The organism is Zobellia uliginosa (assembly GCF_900156625.1).
GTDB lineage: Bacteria > Bacteroidota > Bacteroidia > Flavobacteriales > Flavobacteriaceae > Zobellia > Zobellia uliginosa.
Genome location: NZ_FTOB01000001.1, coordinates 1055054 through 1076345, shown reverse-complemented (window position 1 = coordinate 1076345; position 21292 = coordinate 1055054). Strand labels below are relative to the sequence as shown.

Genomic DNA, 21292 nt, shown 5'->3' with positions numbered 1-21292 from the left:
TACGATTACGAAATCTTAGTTGCATCCTTCCATGTATCCGTTCATACCCATATCGCTCGACCTGTTCTAGGAGCAGATGCGACGCATACGAATGACCTAAGCATAAACTAGTATTAGTGATATTTTGAGGAATTATAGCTTACAACTACTTTTTGGCAAGCAGTAAATTTGCCCGATAATCTTTCGGTGAAACGGCGTACTGCTTTCTAAACCGAGTCGCAAAGTATTGGCTACTCGAAAAACCACAGTCATAACTTATTTCCCCAACCCCCTTATCTTCATCATCGAGCAGCATTTTTGCAGCCGCTTCAAGCCTTATTTTAATGAGATAATTAATCGGGGTCAAATTTGAAAGCTGTTTACAATACTTTGTCAGGCTAGTTATATCCATACCGCAATGTCCAGCCATTTCATCCAAGGTCCAATGCCTCTCGAAATCTGTCCGAAGGTGGTCTAAGAATATTTCTACCGTTCGAAGGTTAACGATCAAGGATTCATCCAATTCCACTTGGCCCTTTCTGAACAGATCGAGCATTTGCAACAACAACTGGTTTATCAGTATGGTAAGCTTTGAATGTGGAATCTGACCTTCAGTTTTTGATTCTTCTATACATTTTCCGATTTCAGTGAAGCAAACATTTAGAACCTCACTTGTTTTCCTTAAATATCATGGATGTGGGATATCGCAACCCATCATCCTTTACATCACAGAACAATTTTGCCTCGTCTTCCAAGCCATCACCATCGGTATCTTGAAGCGAATAGATTTCACCCGTGTAATTAGCGGCATACATAACACCATCGGGACCAATAGCCACATTAGTGGGGTTCCACAAGGGAACACCCTTGTCTATCGGCAACTTGACGGCAGCATAATGCCCAAAAACCTTTACGGAGGTATCCGTATGTTTCTTCACCAGCTCCTCCCATTCCTTGGCTTTAGCTTCAGCCATACCATCGGGCTTGTTCTTTATTTCGCCACAGGAACCAAATAACAATATCGAGCCTAGACTTAAAAAAGTTAGTCTCTTTAGATTAAAATCCATTCTTTAGGTATCAATATTTACAGTGTAATGTAAAAACTTTAACCTACTCATATGTTCAATAAATAGCGTCACGATATATTGAACATTAAATTACAGGTTTGACCCATAGTCCATTCTGTCGTTGACACATCCTCCGATGCATACATGGTTTGTGCCACGGACATAGTCATAAAAAAGCGGCCCCTTTCTTAAAAAGAGCCGCTTCTCAACAATCTATTTCTTTAAAATGTTAAATCACTTCAACATTAAAGGCGTTTAAGCCTTTTTTACCTTGTTCCGTTTCAAATTGAACTTGGTCATTTTCACGTATCTCATCGATTAGACCCGATGCGTGTACGAAAATGTCTTGATCCGAATTGGCCGGTGTTATAAAACCGAATCCTTTCGCATCATTAAAAAATTTTACTGTTCCTTCTTTCATTATTATATTATTTATTTAATGTTTATTAATTGACGAACGTGTAGGCCGTTCCCGTGCGCTCTGCCCGGCCGGTCCTACCTATTCTATGGATATAGCTATCCATGGTTTGGGGCAATTGGTAATTGATGACATGGGTTACCCCCTTTATGTCAATTCCCCTGGCCGCAACATCCGTTGCCACCAATATTTTGGTTTTACCCGATTTGAACAACTCAATGGCCCTAGATCGGTAGTTCTGTGATTTGTTGCCATGGATCACGTCAGACCGAATCCCTGATTGCATAAGCTGCTTACTTAATTTATCTACTCCTCTTTTGGTTTCCGCGAACAACAGTACCTTTTTGAAAGAGGGCTCGTTGACAAGGTTAAAAAGGACTTCGAACTTATTCTCGTCCCTACCGACCCTGATGATACTTTGATCAACATTGTCGCTAGATTTCGTGCCGCTAGACACACTGATCCGTAAGGGGTCTCCAATAATTTCATTGATCACCCTTTCTTGTGACGGGTCTACGGTAGCCGAAAAGAGCATGGTCTGCCTTCTGCCGTGCATTCCCGATACAATCTTCCTGATGTCTTTGATAAAGCCCATATCGAGCATTCTATCAAATTCATCCAAGACCAAAACGGAACGTGCTCGGGTGTTTAGGGCTTTCCTATCGATCAGGTCGTTCAACCTTCCCGGGGTACCTACGATCAGGCTTCGATTTCTTCTGGCCAGCGAACTGTCTTTGTTCACGCTGGTTCCTCCTATAAAACAGGCAGCCGACAAAGCGGTACCCTTGGTCAACGATTTAAATTCGCTGTACACCTGTTGTGCCAATTCCCTGGTAGGCACGACCACCAATCCGGTGATACCCTTAGAGGCGAGCATTTGCTGCACCATGGGAATTAGAAAAGCGGCCGTTTTACCCGTACCGGTGGCGGCAATACCTATGAGGTCTTTGCCCGACATCAATGGATCAATGCACTTTTCTTGTATTTCGGTAGGGCTTTTATATCCCTTTTCCTCTATGTTTTTCAACAGTGTACGATGCAGTTCCAACTGGTCGAAACTACGTTCCGACTCAAAAGGTGTTACTGAAACCCCTGTTGATTTCTTGACCAGCAATTCTGGGTTTAAGGTAGAGGCCGGCCTTCTTCCGGACGTTTTCGTCCGGAACTTATTCTTTTTATAATTCATTCTTGTATTTTATTGATTTGTGGGAATTGCTTCGATAGGAAGCATATCCATACGCCCCAGGTCTCGGAGCATTTGAAAATGTTTAGAGACGGCAGAAACAAAAGAGCCATTGGAATGATAGGGCAGTCCGAACTCTTCTGCGGTCCGTTTAACGATCGGTGCTATTTTCCGGTAATGTACATGCGAAATGTTCGGAAAAAGGTGATGTTCTATTTGATGGGTAAGGCCACCTATCAACCATGATAGGAGCACACTTTTTTGTGCAAAATTACAGGTGGTTTCCAACTGGTGGGCCAGGCGTCCCGATTCCAAATGTCCGTTTTCGTCCGGCAGGGGAAATGCGGCATTGGGAGAAACGTGGGCCGTTTGAAAGACCAAGGAGATGCTTAACCCAGTTACAAAATGCATGGCCAAAAAGGCCAACACTACGGTCCAAGGTGCAAAAGCGGTCAAAACGATCGGCAGTACCAAGGCATAGGAATAATACAGCAGTTTCCACGCTATAATCTTCATCATACCTTTTCTATAGGTGCTTCGATCTTTGATCAATCCCATTTTATAGTATCGCTTATATCGGATAAAGTCTTTTGATGTAACCCACGAAATGGTCGATAGTCCGTAAAAGAACCAAGCATAATAATGTTGGTACTTATGTAGTTTGTTCCGTTTTGCATGGGGGGAAAACCTCAGGAAAAAAGGAGCATTGATATCATCGTCATGCTCATCGATATTGGTAAAGCTATGGTGAAGCACATTGTGCTGTAGCCTCCAAACCTTGTCGTTCGCACCAATTAAATTAATGGTGTAGCCCATGATCCGGTTAATCGTCTTGTTCTTTGAGTAGGAGCCGTGGATCGCATCGTGCATTACTCCCATACCGATACCGGCCATACCTAGGCCGCTCAGAATATAAAGACCGAACAGTAATGGAACACTGGTTATCGATGAGAAAATGATGATTGATAATGGCGTGAAGAACAACAACAACATAATAGCGGTTTTAAAAACCATAGGTGTATTGCCGTATCTACTTTTTTCTGTGCTTTTAAAATATTCCGAAACACGAACTTTCAGCGTTTTGGAAAAATCAGAGCTTACTGATCTAGAAAAGGTTAAATTTTTAATAGGAAAAGAAATTAGTTAAACAATATTTACTTCGAGAAAGGGTAAAAATGATATTCGACTTGTGAAATCAAATTGAAACGTTGAAGTAAAATCTAGTGAAGAATTGCTTAACGGAGAACTACTGGAGGAGTAGCCTATTTTTACTATTTATCTTAGTCGTGGGATTCAATTTTCATACCCAGAACAGTGACAAAGATAGGTCAAATATTCCGACTGACCTAATTATCCTACATAAATGATATTTTTAACCTACTCATTTACAGCCGACAATAAGACAAAAACCCCGCACCACAAACGGATGGCCCTAGTTTCGCTTCCCATTATTATTTTTCTCTTTCTTGCCTTGTCCCTTTCTCAAAACAGCGTCAACTACCTCGGGGCAAGCCCGCGAAGCATTAAAAGGAATACATCTTGATTTTGAGGCAAGATTCGGAGCATTTAATCTCAATTATCGAGTAAAAAAACAAACTTTTACGGCTCGGGGCCCATCCTTTTATTTTTCCCATTTCAACAGAGAATAAGGTATTGAAACTCCCCTAAAAAATCTACTCTTATGACCAAGAAAATATCCTTCCCCTTCTATAGTCGGTTTTAGGTACTAACAGGATTTTCACTATATTCCCTACCCATACCATTCGAACCAAAACCAACGAAGACAAGAAAAACACCATGCTTACCCAAAACAAAGGCCTAGTGCAAAACGAACCCTCGATTATGGAATTTATATCGGACTTTTTTAAGAGCGAAAAAACACTATACCTTTTCGCGGGAATAATCGGTACGGCTTCAGTAGTGCTCGGTCTGCTCCTCATGATGTTCTCCGTCCATAAGGTTTTCGCTACGACCATGATCGTCATCGGGCTCCTGGAAATGGCCGCCATGTTTTCTACCTACCTGAAGTACCCAAAGAAAATAGAACATAAGATATCTACCTACCAAAGTAATCGTTCCAAATTTCTTCAAGCCGAATCCCTAGCCACCCAAAAGGCCTTAAAATCTTTCTTCTGGCTTAAACTGATCTACGGAATCGTAATTGTGGCATTGGTCGTGACCATGTCCTTTCTAGCATCAAAATCTATCTTGTTCGGCATCTTTACGGCCCTTATCCTGCATTTGGGTTTTGCCATTGCCATTGACAGTTTCGGGGAAAAATATACCGACACCTACTTGGAGCATTTGACCACAGCCTTGAAATAGACCAAAAACCTTCCGCTTTTTTATAAAACCTTAGAACATCCTGCAATTCACAACAACTCTTCTACTCTTTTAAAAAATAGCGGTCAAAACCCGGTACTTTGCGTTTTTCCCCCTAGCCTAAATTAGGTAAATGTGCTATCTTCAATTGCAAACTTTCCCTTGATCAATCGATCTTAGGGAGGAAGCCTTATACAGTCAAGAAACATTTGTCAAATCATTTACGCATAAAAAAAAGATACCTTGACCATGACGAAACAACTTCAAAAAGAGCTGGTGGAACTCATACAGAAGGACTATGATAACATTGCGGGCATCGTAGTTCTAAAAGACGACAAAATGGCCTACGAAAGCTACTTTCAAGGATACGGCCCGAACGATACGGTTCATATCGCGTCGGTGACCAAAAGTGTATTGTCCATTCTCATAGGCATCGCCATAGACAAGGGCTTTATCACTAGTGTAAATCAAAATGTCTTGGATTTTTTCCCGGAATACCTCATCAAAAAAAGGGAGAAAACCATCCAAAAAGTAAAGCTAAAGCACTTGCTTACCATGACCGCACCCTTCAAATTCAAATACGAACCCTATACCAAAGTGTATTCGAGCGACGATTGGACAAAGGCAGTATTGGATCTATTGGGAGGAAAAACTTTAAGCGGTGATTTTAAATACACCACCGTAGGGCTACAGGTATTATCAGGAATACTCGCGAACGCCACTAAAACCGCTGTACTCAATTTTGCTACGGAACACTTGTTCAGGCCCCTAAACATCAAAACACCCCCTAACGTAAGCATCCATAACAAGGAAGAACATTTTGCCTTCCTCAAAGATAAATATGTCAAGGGTTGGGTTATCGACCCCAAAGGGATCAATACAGCGGGTTGGGGACTAACCTTAAGCGCACGGGACATGGCAAAAATTGGCCAACTCTACCTCAATAAAGGCCAGTGGCGAAACCGACAGATCGTATCCGAAGAATGGGTAGAAACAAGCACCAAAACACATAGTCGCTGGAAAGAGCGACACTATGGTTATCTCTGGTGGATTATTGAGGGGAAAGAAAACCCTTGCTTTGCTGCCATTGGTGATGGCGGGAACATCATTTACGTGAGCCCGGAAAAGAAAACGGTCGTTGCCCTAACCTCCCGATTTATGCCCCGCGCCAAAGACAGGGTCTCGCTCATTCAGCAACGGCTCCTTCCCCAACTCGAAATATAAGATCAGGACTTCCTTCCTGTTCCCGTAGCCATCGGTCCGCCCGATGGTTTTTATTTCCCTACCTCAACCGCCTTCCCATAAAAGAGCATAGCCCGCATGATGCAATCCCATTAAAACATTACGCTTTTCGGTCAAGCCCTTGAAAAGCCTAAGGCTAATTTTACCATGAGCAGGTATGCAGACCATACCTTAGCCTAAACCTATGACAGCTACAGATTCTGAAAAAAGATTTAAACTCAAACACCTGCCACGGCTTATTGTAGACACCTACAAGGCTTGGGAGGCCGATGACCCCTTTCGGCTGAGTGCCATTATCGCCTACTATGCAGTGCTTTCCTTACCCGGACTTTTAGTGATTATCGTCAATCTGGTAGGTTCGGTCTGGGGTACGGAAATCGTTCAGGGTGAGCTCACCCAAGAAATATCGAGTGCCCTGGGGCGTGATGCCGCCGAGGCCATACAGTCGATGATGATCGAGACTCAAAACAAAGACCGTAGCACCGTTGCCAGTATTCTTGGTATAGGCACCTTGATATTTGGGGCCACTGGGGTTTTCTACCACTTGCAATTATCGCTTAACCAGATTTGGGAGGTCGACCCCAAACCCGATTCCAATTTCGTAAAAATGCTTATCGATAGGGCCCGAAGCTTCGCCTTTATTCTCGCCATAGGATTTTTGTTGCTCATCAGCTTTTTGGTCACGGCTGCCATTTCGGCCCTTAACGGATACATCCGCAGTATATTGCCCGACGTAATCGTTTACATTGCCTATATTCTTGATTTTGCTGTTTCCGTAGGAATAATTACCATACTCTTCGCCTTGATTTTCCGCTATCTCCCAGATACGAAAATACGCTGGAAAACGGTCTGGATAGGCGCCCTTATCACCGCCGTTCTTTTTGTTCTGGGCAAGTCGCTCTTAGGGTATTATTTTGGCGAGGCAGACCCAGGCTCTACCTATGGCGCGGCAGGTACCATAGTTCTGATTCTTCTATGGGTTTCCTACTCGTGTCTGATCCTTTTCTTCGGGGCCGAATTCACATGGGTCTATGCCAGACGATATGGGCATGGGGTCCCCAAGGAATCTTCCGAAAAGTTGATTGAATAACCCCTTCTCCCTTCCCTAGTGCACGGTTATAGTCAATATTTTTCTTGATGTGATCAAGCCCTTACACCCCAAATCGAAACCTTTGCCACACTATAACTTTCAATTTAAAAACATAAAAAAATGAACATAGATAATAAAGTAGTCATCATTACCGGAGCTTCAAGTGGAATAGGTGAAGCGACCGCCCTTAAACTATCAAAAGAAGGAGCCAAGGTAGTACTTACCGCACGACGTGAAGACCGACTCAAAGACATACAGAAAAAAATTGAGGAAAGGGGCGGTGAAGCCTTGATCGTAACGGGAGACGTTACCAAAAAATCGGATTACGAGAAATTGGTTGAAAAAACACTGGGCAAATTCAAAACAATTGATGTCCTTATCAATAACGCGGGTCTAATGCCGCTCTCCTACGTAGAAAAATTAAAGACGGACGAATGGGAGAAGATGGTAGACGTAAATATTAAAGGTGTATTGAACGGTGTGGCCGCCGTACTTCCGACCATGATCGAAAACAAGGGTGGAAGTATTATCAATATAGCTTCGAGTGCGGCCCACAATTACTTTCCGGGCGGGGCCGTTTATTGCGCTACAAAATCGGCCGTAAAAATGTTTTCCGAAGGCCTTAGGCAAGAACTTGCCCCTAAATATGGTATTAACGTAACATCTATTGAACCTGGCGCGGTCGCTACGGAACTCACCGATACCATAACCGACGAAGATATCAAGGAAACCTTTAAGGAGATGCAAAAAATGACCTTTCTAGAAGCGAAAGACATTGCAGAGGCCATTCACTACGCCTTGATACAACCTGCCAGGGCCAATATCAACGATGTCTTTATCATGCCCACAGAGCAACAAAAATAGAATACCCCTATTTGATTTGAAACGGATTATTCACCTATAAAACGCATAAAATGGACTTACCGAGCATAAAGAACGAAAACCGATACGAGGCACTCAGGGACAAGGGGTACAGCAAAGAAAAATCAGCGCGGATAGCCAATTCTAGCCATCCCGGAAAGAAAGGCGGAAAAGCAAAGCCATATGAAGAACGGACCAAAGAGGAACTTTACGAACAAGCCAAGAATGTAGCCATTGAGGGCCGCTCGAAAATGAGCAAGTTAGAGCTTATCCATGCCCTTCGGAACAATTAGTAAGTTGCCGCCTCATTTCCCATATTAATTACGCCCTATGAAATCGATACATCCAAAAGTCATTCGCCAAATTTTCGTGCTATTGCTCATAGTATTTATAGGCGGACTCATTTTCAAAGAAATGGCGCCCTATTTTTCGGGGGTCCTAGGGGCTATTACCCTCTATGTCTTACTAAAAAAACCCATGGCCCGACTGATCAAAAAGGGCTGGAAACCCAATCTTGCGGCGGGCCTTTTGATGTTTGCCTCGGTCATCGTCATCTTAATACCGGTTTCCGGTGCGGTGCTCATGTTGGGCAACAAAGTGAGCCAAACGGTCAACAACTCCGAAAAGGTGGTAAAAGCTGTAAAGTCACAACTGGAAAACTTAGAGCGCTATGTGGGCTACGACCTGTCGTCGCAAATTGATGTGTCGGCCGTATCGGGATGGCTTTCCGACAAGCTACAGGGGCTGGCCGGTAGTACCTTCACCTCGGTTATCGCTATTGGCATCATGTATTTCATTCTTTACTTTATGCTAACCAACCGTAAGGAAATGCGGGAGTCGCTCTATGAATACATTCCGATCAGCACGGAAAATTTAAAAACCATCGGCAGTAAAATAAGACAGATGGTACGCGCCAACGCCCTTGGCATTCCCTTGGTGGCCATTGCCCAAGGGGTTGTGGCCCTACTGGGCTTCCTCATTTTCGGTATCGAAAACCCATTTTTTTGGGCGGCCATCGTGGCCATAGGGTCTATGATTCCCTTTGTAGGCAATATGTTGGGTACGCTGCCCGTATTCATACTGACCTTATCGAACGGAGACACCTTTCAGGCTTGGGGTATTCTTGTTTACGGCATTGTTGTAGTAGGTTCTACCGATAATATCATCCGATTGTACATCCTCCAAAAGTTAGATGATGTCCATCCCCTGATAACCTTGATCGGGGTGCTTATCGGTATTCCCCTCTTCGGCTTTATCGGATTGATCTTCGGGCCGCTATTTGTCAGCCTCTTTCTAATCATCGTTCAAATCTATAAACAGGAATACGGTCAAGAAACCAGTCATAACGAGGCCTGACCCTTAAAAACCGGAAAAGGACAACCGATCAGAAGCCCCAAGGCGCCTAGCTATCTTATAGCACTAACAATACACCTAATCGGGCTAAGCACTTTTTAAAAGTATCCCTAATATACCATGGGGCTAATTAGCTTTAGATTATAGCCTAGCTCGGCTCGACCAAGAGCTATCAAAAATTATAACCCAAAAGAAAATACTATGCAAATTATCTATGAGTATCACGATGTATCGGCCAGTCAACGTTTAGAGGGCTTGGCCAAGGAAAAACTCGAAAAACTTGAAAAAAAATACGATTTCGTACATCGCGCCGATGTGTTTTTCAAGACTGAAAATCGAAGCGACGACTACGGTATGTTCTGCGATATCCGTTTGAGCATGCCCGGACCACGCATCTTCGCCTCCTCCAATGCCGAAACGTTTGATACGGCCCTGAACGAGACCGTTCGCGACCTAGAACACCAACTGCGAAAAATAAAAGAAAAAATGTCGGAGCACTAAACCGATATCACCCAATGTAAAAACTAAAAAAAACGAATATGAGACCCACATCGCTTATTGGCATTGCCTCGGCACTGGCCAGCAGTAGAAAACTCAAACTTGCCTTGGTAGGAATGCAATTTGCCTACTTGGGATACAAACTCATACAGAGCAAAGAATCGGACAAAGGAAGGAAGAAGAGAAAAAAACTAAAAGGCTAATCAATCGGGCCTTGTACCTCCGGTTCAAGGCCAAACAAAAAATGACTTGGGAAATAACTTTAATGTTTTGTGTATTACTGGTAACGGTAATCTTATTTGTGTTCGAGGTCTTTCCGGTCGACAAAATCGCCTTTTTGATTATTGTTTCCCTTATCCTATTGGGTTTGGTAAAACCCGAAGAAGCCATTAGCGGGTTTTCCAACAGTGCCACCATAGCCGTTCTTGCCTTAATGATTCTTGCCATTGCCCTAGAAGAGAATGGCGTCATCAATGGGCTGTCATCGGGCATGGGCCGGATCAAGGGCTTCCCCCTTTATGTCATGGCCCCTCTCTTTATGTCCGTAACCGCGGGTATATCGGTCTTTATCAGCACTACTGCCGTAGTTATAGTTTTTATTAAAATAGTAAACCAGCTCTCGGAAAAATACAATGTTTCCCAAAGCAAATTGCTATTGCCCATATCTTTTGCGGGTATTCTAGGCGGTTCTTGCACCCTTATGGGCACTTCTACCAACTTGATCGTAAATTCAGTGGCGACCGACCTAGGCGCCGAAAAATTAGGGTTTTTCGAATTCTCCCTCCTGGGATCTATTTTTCTGATCATTTCAATTGTTTACCTCACCCTTACCCTACACTGGCTGCCTTGGGGAAAAACAAAAAATATTGATGAGGACTATAACCTTGATAACTATGTGACCCATGTACATATCAATGCGGGGTCGCAATGGGTCGGAAAGACCATTCAAGAAAGTTTTCTATTTGAAAACCCCGATGTTACGCTCCTAAAACTGACCCGAAACCATAGAGTCCACAATTCCCCGGGAAAGTACATCACCTTTAAGGCGGGTGACGAACTGCTCCTATTGTGCGACCTAGAGAACCTATCGCGGATAAATGCATGGGAAAACCTACCAAACCAACACGCTTATATATAGCCTAGGAAACTACAGGTTTAGTTATTTTTTAATCATAGGTGGCCTTTTGAGCCTTATTCTGGCGGTAGTGGCTTCCCTCTTATTAACCAACATGTTATAAAAATATAAATTATGGAAAGTAAGTTCTCAATAGAAGATTCAATTGTTAAATTATGGGGTAAGTTAGACGGATGGCTCGATGCCATTATCCTAAAACTCCCGAACATCGTGATGGCCATTTTTATTATGGTCTTGTTTTATTTTATCGCACGGGGCATACGTAAGCTATTGCGAAAGTTTTTATTAAAGCGTATCAGCCAGCAATCCATTCAAGATATCATTGCGCGCTTTGTTTTCTTAACCGTAATTTTAATCGGGTTCTTCATCGCCTTGGGCGTACTCGAGCTTGACAAGGTCCTTACCAGTATTCTTGCAGGTGCCGGGGTCGTCGGCCTGGCCATCGGCTTGGCTTTGCAAGGGACATTGAGCAATACTTTTGGGGGACTCATTCTTTCCTTTATGCCAAAAATAAATATTGATGACTTTATTGAAAGTGATGGTATTAAAGGATTCGTCTCGGAAATAAGCCTACGCAATATTGTCGTCCGCCAACCCGACAACAATTACGTAATCATACCCAACTCTAAATTTATTGATGGGTCTTTTAAGAACTATTCCCTAAGCGAAAGAAGCCGTATTGCCGTCAAATGTGGTATAGGGTACGAGAGTAAGCTGCAGGAGGTAGAGCACTTGGTATTGAAGATTATCAGTGAAAACTTTCCCCAGAAAAAAAATGAATCGGTAGAATTTTTCTTTACCGAATTCGGGGATAGCTCTATTAATTTTATGGTTCGCTTTTGGATCGATATGAAGGGAGCCAAGCAAGAACTCGAAGCCAGACATGAAGCCGTAAAACTGATCAAGCATCATTTTGACGCTAAAGACATCAATATTCCTTTCCCTATCCGCACCTTGGATTTCGGAAAGAATCGTCTAAATATGAACACCCATAGGATCAAAGCGGAGTCTTAGGACCAAGCGGACCGTAAAACAACGGGGCCAAATTACCCCATTGTTCAAAGTACCCTTCATCATACTTAAAGTGAATTCATGAAATCGAACGAAATAGCCCAAGGAATTCTAAAAGCGATCGCCGCGGTATGCGGCGTTCTACTTCTCTTATTCCTGATATACGAACTACAGTCGATAGTAGCCTACTTGGTTATTTCGGCCGTAATGGCCTTGATAGGAAGACCTGTTGTAACCTTCCTAAAAACCCGCTTGAGAATACCGAATACCATGGCCGTTATTCTTACCATGCTCATCTTGACCGCGCTTTTCGGGGGAATCACCACCTTGCTCGTACCCTTACTTACCGAACAGGGCAAAAACCTGTACCTATTCGATTTCGGGATCATTCAAGCCGAATTCGACAAACTCTACCTTATGGTTTCCGAGTATTTTGGTACGACCAAAAAAGTGGTTGAAGACTTGGTAGAAGACGCTGCCTTGGATAAAAATTCGGTCAATGACCTTGGGAAAGATTTGGTGCCCTCATTTATCAAGTCGATTTTACAGGTGTTGGACAATATTGGAATCGGAATGTTTTCCGTACTCTACATTTCCTTTTTCTTCCTTAGGGACAGTAATATGATCCAAAAGTCCATCTTACTATCGGTGCCGGACGCCCATAGGGAAAAGACCCTCAATTCCCTAACGAAGATCAAAAACCTGCTGTCGCGATACTTTGTCGGACTTTTGATCCAACTGTTCATCTTGTTTTCCCTGTATGCCATTACCCTGATCTTGGTAGGCTTGGAAAATGCCGTACTTATAGCTTTTATGTGTGCCTTGTTTAACGTTATTCCGTATTTGGGCCCTGTAATAGGCGCTACGATTATGGTGATGTTTACCGTTACCGGCAATCCCGGTTTAGATTTTAGCACCATTATACTTCCCAAGGTGGGATATGTCCTTCTTGGGGTAACGATCGGCCAGCTCATCGATAATTTTTTCTCCCAGCCCATTATCTTCAGTAATAGCGTAAAGTCGCATCCCCTTGAAATTTTCTTGGTAATACTCTGTGCCGGCCTGCTCTTCGGTATTGTAGGCATGATGCTGGCCGTACCCGGGTATACGGTGATAAAGGTAGTTCTCAAACAATTCGTCTCTAAAAACAAAATAGTTACGGCCCTAACCAAAGGGCTGTAACTATTCCATCCATTTACTCCAAACGTTTTAAGGTCGTACTTAAATTTAAAAGGCTACTCCCGATGCCACAAGGGCCACGACCAAAAGCACCAAAATGGCGACAATGATGAAGAACCCTTTTATAGTAATTCCGTTCTTTTGAAAAATGTACGATTCCTTAGGGTCATGGGCCTCCTTGGCCAATTCGGTTTCTTCCTTCCCTACTTTTTTATCCTCTACTCTATTTTCCATGCTTATTTTCTTTTTTTCGATTTGTCAATGGTTTCTCCAAACGATGCCAAAGCCCTTGATCACACAGGCTCCAGCCGTCGCTTTGTTTCAATATACAGCGATTTTTTGCTTTAAAAAGTGCTTTTACCAAAGCGGTCAAACTAATTATCGATTGAGCCCAAAGCCCATATACGATTAGGGATATCTTTAACCTGAACCGTATCGACAATCCTTTTCACCCACAGACCGATGACCAAAGCGAAATTATTACGCCAACTATTAAAAGCCCCCGAATTAGCCATAGAAAACCTTGACCTGGTTTATGTAAATCACGACAAGCTGTCGATTTCCCGGCTTCGAAAAAGAAAGGGGTTTACCTATATATACAATCAAAAGCCCCTTACCGACCCCAAGGAACTGGAACGCATTACAAGCCTTGTTTTACCTCCTGCTTGGGAGGACGTACAGATTACCCACCTATCCAATGGCCACCTTCAAGCCGTAGGGAAAGACCTGAAACGAAGGAAGCAATACCGCTACCACCCGACTTGGGTAAAGATCAGAAAACAGACCAAGTTTTATAAAATGGCCCTGTTCGGAAAAAAGTTGCCGATCATTAGGGCCCAGGTAGAAAAAGACCTCTCGTTAAAAGAATGGTCAAAGGCCAAAGTGGTGGCCCTGATCATAAAGTTGATGGATGAAACCCATATACGTATCGGCAACGAGCAGTATGCCAAACGCAACAAATCGTACGGACTTTCTACCATGCGCAAAAAACATGTTGAAGTTTTTAAAAACAATATCAAGTTCGAGTTCGTGGGAAAGAAAGGAAAGAAGCACTCGGTTACGGTACGCAACAAAAAATTGATGCACCTCATCAGTCGTTGCGAAGACATACCGGGTTGGGAACTTTTTCAGTATTACGATGAAGCGGGCAAGAAGCAATCGGCAGACAGTACTATGGTAAATGAATATCTGCACGAGGTGAGTGGAGAATTTTTTACCGCCAAAGATTTTAGAACTTGGGCCGCTTCGGTCGTTTTTTTCGACACCCTTTTAGATTTGGGCCTTTCCGAATCGCAAAAGGAAATCCAAAAAAACCTAGTCATTGGTTTTGACGCCGCTGCCGCGGCACTCGGCAATACTAGAAATGTATGTCGCAAATATTACGTGCATCCGGTTCTGCCTTCTTCCTATGAAGACGGATCCATAAAAAAATGCTTCGACAAAACCCATAAAAGCAATTCTAAATCTGAACATTTTTCCACTTCCGAAATGGTCATACTTGAACTCTTTGACCAGTACACCCCCCAATTTTGACACGAATTTATACTTTATTTCACAATAAAATACAAATAGACACCCTTTGAACACCGCATTTACGGATTGCATCAAGAATTGATTTTTTCAGGTAAAGGTCCGCGAGAACATCTTCCTAATTTTACTATCAGTTAACAAGATGTCATGCGGCACACATCCCCCATAAACAAGTTGCCGTTCATTTAAACAGATACGATTATGAGTACATATAGCGAAGAAGTACAGACTAAATTGAATAACATATTAGAGAAAACGTACGATGCGGAAAAAGGCTTCAAAAAAGCGGCCGAACATGCCAAGAGCACGGATTTGAAAACCTTTTTTAAGCGCAAGGCCGATGAGCGTTATAGCTTCGGTCACGATTTAAAAACAGAAATTGTACGTTACGGACAAGATTTTGAAAAGGGCGGAAGCACCACTGGTGCCATGCACCGAAGTTGGATGGACGTAAAAGCTTGGTTCAGCGCAGACAATGACGAAGCCATGCTAGAGGAAGCCATTACCGGTGAAAAGGCGGCCATTGACGAGTATAGGGAAGTATTGAAGGAAGTTTCCCTGCCTTCCTCGACCACTACGCTACTCACCCAGCAGATGAACAAGATCAGTACCGATCTAAATAATATCAAAATAGTGGAAGACGCGCTGTAAGCGTGGTAAAGACCAAAATAAAAAGGGATGCATTTGTATCCCTTTTTTACATTTTACGAACCATTGATAAGTTAGATATGTATAACAAATTATCCATCAGGGCAGACCGGGACCTGATTGAGGAGACCTACGGGGCCCGATTTCGATTTCCCGATATCTATAGGCCCCGACCCATTGTAAACGGACTCGAGGAGAGTACCGTTCCCATAATTACCTCAAGACCGAAAAATACCATTATCACCTCTATTTGGGGCCTATTGCCCAAGAAGTTCCAAGGTGATTGGGCCGCATTTCAGAAACACGTAAATACCCTTTCGGTACCTTGGGCATCCTTATATTCCAAACCGTGGTACGCCCAGACCGAAGAAACGGAAAGATGCCTTTTGATCGTAACCGGTTTTTTCACCACTTTCGTACATGAAGGCGAAGCTCTCTTTTTCCATATGTCCCAAGAATCGGGCAGACCCTTTTGTCTTGCCGGTATTTGCAACGAACTCGAAGACGGATTTGTTACCAGTGCCCTCATCACCCGAAAGGCCTATGGCTCATTTTCCGAAGTGCATAACATCGATGATCAAATGCCGGTTTTGATACCGGATCACCAACAAAGGGAATGGCTGGAGGATAAGATATCGGTAAACGAAGTAGATATATCGGCTACCCTTACATTGACCGCCGAAGCGGTTGCCGAAGATTTGGTTTACGATATGCATTCCGATGCATATGGCGACCTCCCCTACTTAAAAGAAGAAGATTTTCTGCCGACTTCCCTGAGCGAGCTATTGTACCAGAACAATATTGACCTAGACGGGAACTAAGTCCTACCCCCTTGTTTTAGAACCCAGTACACCCCACACCCTTGTTGTTTTAAGGCAAAATCATAATTTATAGTGTCAACCCGAACGGCCCGTATCCCCCATCTTTGTATCATAGAAGTCGGATAAGTACGACACCAAGAATTACTAATCTAATACTACATATTATGTTACGCTGGACAGTCACTTTTGTAATACTGGCAATCATTGCCGCAATATTCGGATTTGGAGGAATCGCAGCTGGAGCTGCAAGCATCGCCAAAGTCTTGTTCTTTATTTTTCTCATCCTTTTCGTGATCTCTTTGTTCACTGGAAAGAAGACCGTATAACCTATATTAATCTATAAAATCGAAACATATGAAACGTACACTATATATCATGCTAATGATTGTAATGACCACATCTTTCACTACCCTGACAAGTTGCAGGGAAGAGCACAAAGACACCGGTGATAAGATAGAAGATGCCATCGACGATACAGGAGATGCCATTGAAGAAGGCGCAGAAGATGTTGAAGACGGTATCGAAGATGCTGTAGACGACAATTAGAATAAGTTTGGTTGGTTGTTAAAGCGGGAGCTCTCCCTTGGGGAGGCTCCCGCTTTTTTGGGTCTTGCCCGAATAGTATTTCCGGGAATCGTTTGAACCGACACCTATACCATCATAGGCGACAAGCCCGCGGAAAAGAAGCACATCAATATATCGGCGATCAAAAAAAATCTTGAATTTCCACTTTTCCTTCCCCTCGAAAATTAAATAGCTTAATTTTTAAAATAAAGTACATATCTTTCCTATTCATAAAATTCATTGACCGTTATCCTATGACTCTCTTTGTGAAATATGATTTTAACCTGGCATGCAAGACACTTTTAAAGGAACATCTTGATGCTTTTGGTATTTCATATACCTTGGGCAGTCTGGGGGAAGTCCATATTAAAGGGAAGCTACCGGAAGAACAAAGACAAGCGCTGGCCAGTTCGCTAAAGCGATATGGAATTGAAATCTTAGACGACCAAAAGATCACCTTGGTGGAACGGATCAAAAATGCCATTGACGAACTCTTAAAGGACGAAAAGCTAAAATCTGTCAAAGTATCCTCGTATTTGGCCGACACCTTGAATTATTCCTATGCCCATCTCTCCTCCATTTTTTCGGAGAGCACCTATACTTCCATTGAAAACTATATTATTTTGCGCAAAGTAGATCTTGCCAAAGAACTCATCTGTAATACGGACTTGACCCTTACGGAAATTGCCTTTCAATTGAATTATAGCAGTGTGGCCCATTTATCGGGACAATTTAAAAAAACAACCGGCCTTACCCCTAGTACGTTCCAGAGGATCATGGCAAAAAAAACGAATTATACGACCCATTCCCAAACCTAAAATTTACTCATGAGCAACAAACTGTTAAACATTGCACTTGCCGATGATGATGAAGATGATAGAATGCTTTTCAGTGAAGCCATTGAGGAAATCACTATCAAGACCCAATTGACCTGCTTCAAGCACGGACAAGAATTGATGGAGCATTTGAATACGCCGAACATCGCATTGCCCAACCTTATCTTCCTTGACCTCAACATGCCTATCAAAAACGGTATGCAATGCCTTAAGGAAATCAGAAGCAATCCGGCCTTGCGGGACCTCTGCATTGCCATATATTCAACCTCTTCCTCAGAGAAAGATATCGAGGAAACCTTTTTAAATGGGGCAAATATTTATCTGAATAAGCCCAACAACTTTGTTAAATTGCAAGATTCGGTCGAACGTATATTGCAGCTTAATTGGCAGTACCATACGTCTAACCTAAACAAAGATACTTTTCTGTTCCGCATATAGACTTTATGGATTTCAAACGAATATATCAATCTTCAAAGACTTACATTGTATTACTGATTATCTCCTTCGCCATCATTTTATTTACGGCGAACATGGCCTATTATCAGATTATGCGTATGCAAGATCTTGCGGAAAAGGTGGCCCATACCCTTCAGGTGAACAATGCCATTAGTGAGCTCAGCGCCCATTATACCCAAGCCGAGTCAGAGGAGTTTAGAAAACAGTTGAAAACCGTAGATACAAATGATGCCCTTTTCAATAGCTATAAGGAAGACGGCACCAAGATCCTCGACACCCTAAAAAAATTGACCGCCAATGATTCATCCCAACAGATTAGGTTGGCCCCGATGCAATCGCTTTTAGATACGCTATACGAAGACCTTTATAACCTATCGAAAGAGCCCTCGGCAAATTCCGACACCCTGAGTTTGGAGGATGCCGAGAAATTGCAAAAGAACAATATCAACTTTACCCTTTACCGCATTCGGAACATCAAGAACCAAATGCTGGCCGAGGAACGTTTGTCTATAAAGAATGCCCGGAGCGAATACAACACCAATAAATACCTGGCCCCGCTAACATCGCTCTTATTGGCCTTCTTTGCTTTGTTGGTCTTCGTCTTGGCCTTCTTTAAAATTTACCGGAACAAATTGCGCATTCGCAGGTCAGAAGGTTTTCTGCGTAGCGTTTTGGCCACCACCGATAACATTGTCAACTATTACGAGCCCCTATTCGATACCCAGAAAAAAATTATTGACTTTAAGATCAGTTTTGCCAACGAGTGTAACCGCGACTACCTAGGACTCGACCCCGATAAAATCATAGGCGAGCCCATCTCAAAGGTTTTTCCCTTTCTCATGTTGAACGGCGAATTCGAAAAATTGGTGACTTCCTACACCGAAAAAACCAAGATTACCCTTGACCGTCAAATTTCGGGTCCCGACCAACGACTATGGTTTAAATCGATCATTACCCCATTGGCCGATGGTATTATGGTAACGGCACGCAATTCAACCGCCGAAGAAAAAGCCAAGGAAGAACAGTTATTGCTCAACCAGCAACTGGAAGAACAAAACCTAAAATTGTTAGATCACCGGGCCTTTCTCAACAATATCTTTAAGAGCATATCCCATGTGGTCATGAACTTTGAGTCGGTAAGGGACAGCTCTGGGGCCATTATCGATTTTAAAATCTTATTCATCAACGATAAGATTACGCCGATTACGGGCGACCAGCCCCAAGATATCATCAACAAGAATATCTCTAGTGTCTTCCCTACCATATTTGAAACGGAAATCTTCGGATATCTAAAAGGGGTGGTCAACTCGGGCCAACCGACTTCCTACGAAGTACCCTATGAGGTAGACGGAAAGACCAAATGGTTCAGTGCCCGGGCCATTAAACTCGGCGATGGCATCACCCTTACGACCCGGGAGATTACCGAAGAAAAAGAAAAGACCGACGAACTACTGCACCTAAACACCCAATTAGAGACCCAGAATTCCATTTTTGTCGACGCGGAAAACGTTGCCAACATCGGTAGTTATATCTGGTACCTCGATAACGGAGAAGCTATCATATCAGACAACTTCTATCGCATACTGGGCTATGAGCCGAATACTTTTAAAGTTACTTACGAGAGCTACCGTAAGTTTGTCCATCCCGATGATCGCGAGATGTACGACCGATTGGGCAAGGAAACCTCCGAACACGGACAATCGCAGGTAAATGGCTACCGTATCATCACCAAGCAGGGCGATGTAAAACACATTGAACTGAACGGACGTAGTATGGTCCGAAACGGAAGAAAAGTCTCGGTCGGGGTCGTTCTCGATGTAACGGAAAAAAAAGAGAAAACAGATCGGGTGGCAGCGCTCAACCAAGAACTTTCCATTCAGAACTCCATTCTTACCGATGCCGAGCGCATTGCAAAAATCGGAAGTTTTGTATGGCACGTAGGTACCGATGAAATTGAAATCTCCGATAACTTTTATCGCATGATAGGTTTTGAGCCCAAAGGTTTTAAATCGTCTTTAAAGGCTTTTCGTAAGTTTATCCATCCCGAAGATGTAAAGATGTTCGACGAAAACATCAAAAATTCAACAAATGAACTAAAGGTCAAGGAACACCGCTACCGTATTATCACTACCGAGGGAGAAGTAAAACATTTTGAGGTCAACGGACAATTGATCGAGAAAAACCATACCTCGGTCATGCTAGGGGTGGCCCAAGATATAACCCAAAACATCGCCGCCGAGGAAAAATTACGGGCGAGCAACCTCCAACTACAACATTCCAATGCGGAACTGGAATCGTTCAACCGGGTGGCCAGCCACGACCTTCAGGAGCCCTTGCGAAAGACCCAGATGTTCATATCTCGCCTAGAAAGTACCGAGGCCGAAAACTTATCTGAAAAGGGACGCATCTACTTTCAAAAAGTGGTCAATGCCGCCTCGCGTATGCAATCGCTCGTACTGAACCTGCTCACCTACTCGCGTATCGATTCAAAACACGAAGATTTCGACATCATTGACCTTAACGAGGTACTGGCCAAAGTAAAAGAAGACCTTTCCTCGAATATTGCCGATTCAGGGGCATTGATCAAAAGTGAAGAGCTCCCCGCCATTAAGGGGGTATCCTACCAATTGGAACAACTGTTCAATAACCTCATATCAAATGCCCTGAAGTATAGGGCGACCGAGGTTACCCCCAACATTACCATTCAGGCCGAAAAGATCCATTCCAAACAGATTCCCGAGAACTTTTTTAAGATTGCCAATACCTATTATAAGATAACCATAATCGACAATGGCATTGGCTTCTCTACCGAGCACTCCGAAAAAATATTTGAGGTCTTTCAAAGGCTGCATCAAAAATCGGAATATTCGGGTACGGGAATCGGACTCGCTATTTGTAAAAAGATTATTGAAAATCACCATGGCTTTATCTATGCCACTAGTGAACTAGGTAAAGGCTCCGCCTTTGTTTTTTACCTTCCGGCCTAACCCCTAAGCTTCCATTTTTTGTTTTCCTCGCCGGCCGACATCGCCCCTTACTCGACCTAAAACCGAGTAACGGCGATACTTCCTACCCCCTACTTTAGATCATTTTAACGCG

Annotated in this window: 25 protein-coding genes; 19 read left to right on the top strand and 6 right to left on the bottom strand. The window is 43.2% G+C overall.

Going from position 1 to position 21292, the window contains the following annotated elements:
• Positions 1–145: 145 nt before the first annotated feature.
• From BW980_RS04525 to BW980_RS04505, 5 genes are all read right to left on the bottom strand, one after another.
• Entirely contained in the window at positions 146–535 is a 390-nt protein-coding gene (locus BW980_RS04525) for a helix-turn-helix transcriptional regulator (RefSeq protein WP_076453702.1), read from the bottom strand.
• 112 nt (positions 536–647) lie between these two features.
• Positions 648–953, bottom strand: a complete 306-nt coding sequence (locus BW980_RS04520; RefSeq protein WP_175609846.1) for a hypothetical protein — start codon at positions 951–953, stop codon at positions 648–650.
• A 322-nt stretch (positions 954–1275) separates the two neighbouring features.
• A complete protein-coding gene (locus tag BW980_RS04515; protein WP_013992432.1) occupies positions 1276–1467 on the bottom strand; it encodes a cold-shock protein in 192 nt (63 codons plus the stop codon).
• Between the two features lie 25 nt (positions 1468–1492).
• On the bottom strand, positions 1493–2650 hold the full coding sequence (locus BW980_RS04510; protein ID WP_076453700.1) for a DEAD/DEAH box helicase: 1158 nt from the start codon (positions 2648–2650) through the stop codon (positions 1493–1495).
• 9 nt (positions 2651–2659) lie between these two features.
• Positions 2660–3640 carry a fatty acid desaturase family protein gene (locus BW980_RS04505; RefSeq protein WP_083690361.1) on the bottom strand — a complete coding sequence of 327 codons (981 nt, stop codon included), beginning with the start codon at positions 3638–3640 and terminating at the stop codon, positions 2660–2662.
• A gap of 849 nt (positions 3641–4489) precedes the next feature.
• Between BW980_RS04505 and BW980_RS04500 the strand changes: the two genes are divergently transcribed.
• The 11 genes from BW980_RS04500 to BW980_RS04455 all read left to right on the top strand — a co-directional run bounded on the left by BW980_RS04500 (position 4490) and on the right by BW980_RS04455 (position 13341).
• Positions 4490–4972, top strand: a complete 483-nt coding sequence (locus BW980_RS04500; RefSeq protein ID WP_139327587.1) for a hypothetical protein — start codon at positions 4490–4492, stop codon at positions 4970–4972.
• Positions 4973–5218: 246 nt separating this feature from the next.
• Positions 5219–6193, top strand: coding sequence for a serine hydrolase domain-containing protein (locus BW980_RS04495; protein ID WP_076453697.1), 975 nt, complete (start codon positions 5219–5221; stop codon positions 6191–6193).
• 202 nt (positions 6194–6395) lie between these two features.
• Complete coding sequence (locus BW980_RS04490; RefSeq protein ID WP_076453696.1) at positions 6396–7301, top strand: YihY/virulence factor BrkB family protein; 906 nt, start codon at positions 6396–6398, stop codon at positions 7299–7301.
• Between the two features lie 120 nt (positions 7302–7421).
• On the top strand, positions 7422–8165 hold the full coding sequence (locus BW980_RS04485) for an SDR family oxidoreductase (protein ID WP_076453695.1): 744 nt from the start codon (positions 7422–7424) through the stop codon (positions 8163–8165).
• Between the two features lie 50 nt (positions 8166–8215).
• Positions 8216–8455 carry a DUF7218 family protein gene (locus tag BW980_RS04480; protein WP_076453694.1) on the top strand — a complete coding sequence of 80 codons (240 nt, stop codon included), beginning with the start codon at positions 8216–8218 and terminating at the stop codon, positions 8453–8455.
• A gap of 37 nt (positions 8456–8492) precedes the next feature.
• A complete protein-coding gene (locus BW980_RS04475) occupies positions 8493–9518 on the top strand; it encodes an AI-2E family transporter (protein ID WP_076453693.1) in 1026 nt (341 codons plus the stop codon).
• A 198-nt stretch (positions 9519–9716) separates the two neighbouring features.
• The gene (hpf, locus tag BW980_RS04470; protein ID WP_013992442.1) at positions 9717–10016 is read left to right on the top strand and encodes a ribosome hibernation-promoting factor, HPF/YfiA family; all 300 of its coding nucleotides are present in this window, start codon (positions 9717–9719) and stop codon (positions 10014–10016) included.
• Positions 10017–10054: 38 nt separating this feature from the next.
• A complete protein-coding gene (locus BW980_RS22500; RefSeq protein WP_175609845.1) occupies positions 10055–10216 on the top strand; it encodes a hypothetical protein in 162 nt (53 codons plus the stop codon).
• 62 nt (positions 10217–10278) lie between these two features.
• Positions 10279–11151: an SLC13 family permease gene (locus BW980_RS04465; protein ID WP_245799938.1), complete on the top strand. Its 873-nt coding sequence runs from the start codon at positions 10279–10281 to the stop codon at positions 11149–11151.
• Between the two features lie 111 nt (positions 11152–11262).
• Positions 11263–12162 (top strand): mechanosensitive ion channel family protein, encoded by a 900-nt coding sequence (locus BW980_RS04460; protein ID WP_076453692.1) that lies wholly within the window; start codon positions 11263–11265, stop codon positions 12160–12162.
• A 78-nt stretch (positions 12163–12240) separates the two neighbouring features.
• Positions 12241–13341, top strand: a complete 1101-nt coding sequence (locus tag BW980_RS04455; RefSeq protein ID WP_076453691.1) for an AI-2E family transporter — start codon at positions 12241–12243, stop codon at positions 13339–13341.
• A 45-nt stretch (positions 13342–13386) separates the two neighbouring features.
• On the opposite strand, the gene BW980_RS04450 is transcribed toward BW980_RS04455, so the two are convergent.
• Complete coding sequence (locus tag BW980_RS04450; RefSeq protein ID WP_076453690.1) at positions 13387–13572, bottom strand: hypothetical protein; 186 nt, start codon at positions 13570–13572, stop codon at positions 13387–13389.
• Between the two features lie 228 nt (positions 13573–13800).
• On the opposite strand from BW980_RS04450, the gene BW980_RS04440 reads away from it, so the two are divergent.
• The 8 genes from BW980_RS04440 (at position 13801) to BW980_RS04405 (ending at position 21180) form a co-directional block, all read left to right on the top strand.
• Positions 13801–14871: a DNA topoisomerase IB gene (locus tag BW980_RS04440; protein ID WP_076453688.1), complete on the top strand. Its 1071-nt coding sequence runs from the start codon at positions 13801–13803 to the stop codon at positions 14869–14871.
• Positions 14872–15069: 198 nt separating this feature from the next.
• Positions 15070–15519 carry a ferritin-like domain-containing protein gene (locus BW980_RS04435; RefSeq protein WP_076453687.1) on the top strand — a complete coding sequence of 150 codons (450 nt, stop codon included), beginning with the start codon at positions 15070–15072 and terminating at the stop codon, positions 15517–15519.
• Positions 15520–15596: 77 nt separating this feature from the next.
• The gene (locus BW980_RS04430; RefSeq protein ID WP_139327586.1) at positions 15597–16337 is read left to right on the top strand and encodes an SOS response-associated peptidase family protein; all 741 of its coding nucleotides are present in this window, start codon (positions 15597–15599) and stop codon (positions 16335–16337) included.
• Positions 16338–16501: 164 nt separating this feature from the next.
• Positions 16502–16663 (top strand): DUF1328 family protein, encoded by a 162-nt coding sequence (locus BW980_RS04425; protein WP_013992452.1) that lies wholly within the window; start codon positions 16502–16504, stop codon positions 16661–16663.
• A gap of 28 nt (positions 16664–16691) precedes the next feature.
• Complete coding sequence (locus BW980_RS04420; RefSeq protein ID WP_076453685.1) at positions 16692–16883, top strand: hypothetical protein; 192 nt, start codon at positions 16692–16694, stop codon at positions 16881–16883.
• Between the two features lie 272 nt (positions 16884–17155).
• Entirely contained in the window at positions 17156–17719 is a 564-nt protein-coding gene (locus BW980_RS04415) for a helix-turn-helix domain-containing protein (RefSeq protein ID WP_076453684.1), read from the top strand.
• 9 nt (positions 17720–17728) lie between these two features.
• Positions 17729–18175, top strand: coding sequence for a response regulator (locus tag BW980_RS04410; protein ID WP_076453683.1), 447 nt, complete (start codon positions 17729–17731; stop codon positions 18173–18175).
• A 5-nt stretch (positions 18176–18180) separates the two neighbouring features.
• Entirely contained in the window at positions 18181–21180 is a 3000-nt protein-coding gene (locus tag BW980_RS04405) for a PAS domain-containing protein (RefSeq protein ID WP_076453682.1), read from the top strand.
• Positions 21181–21292: the final 112 nt, after the last annotated feature.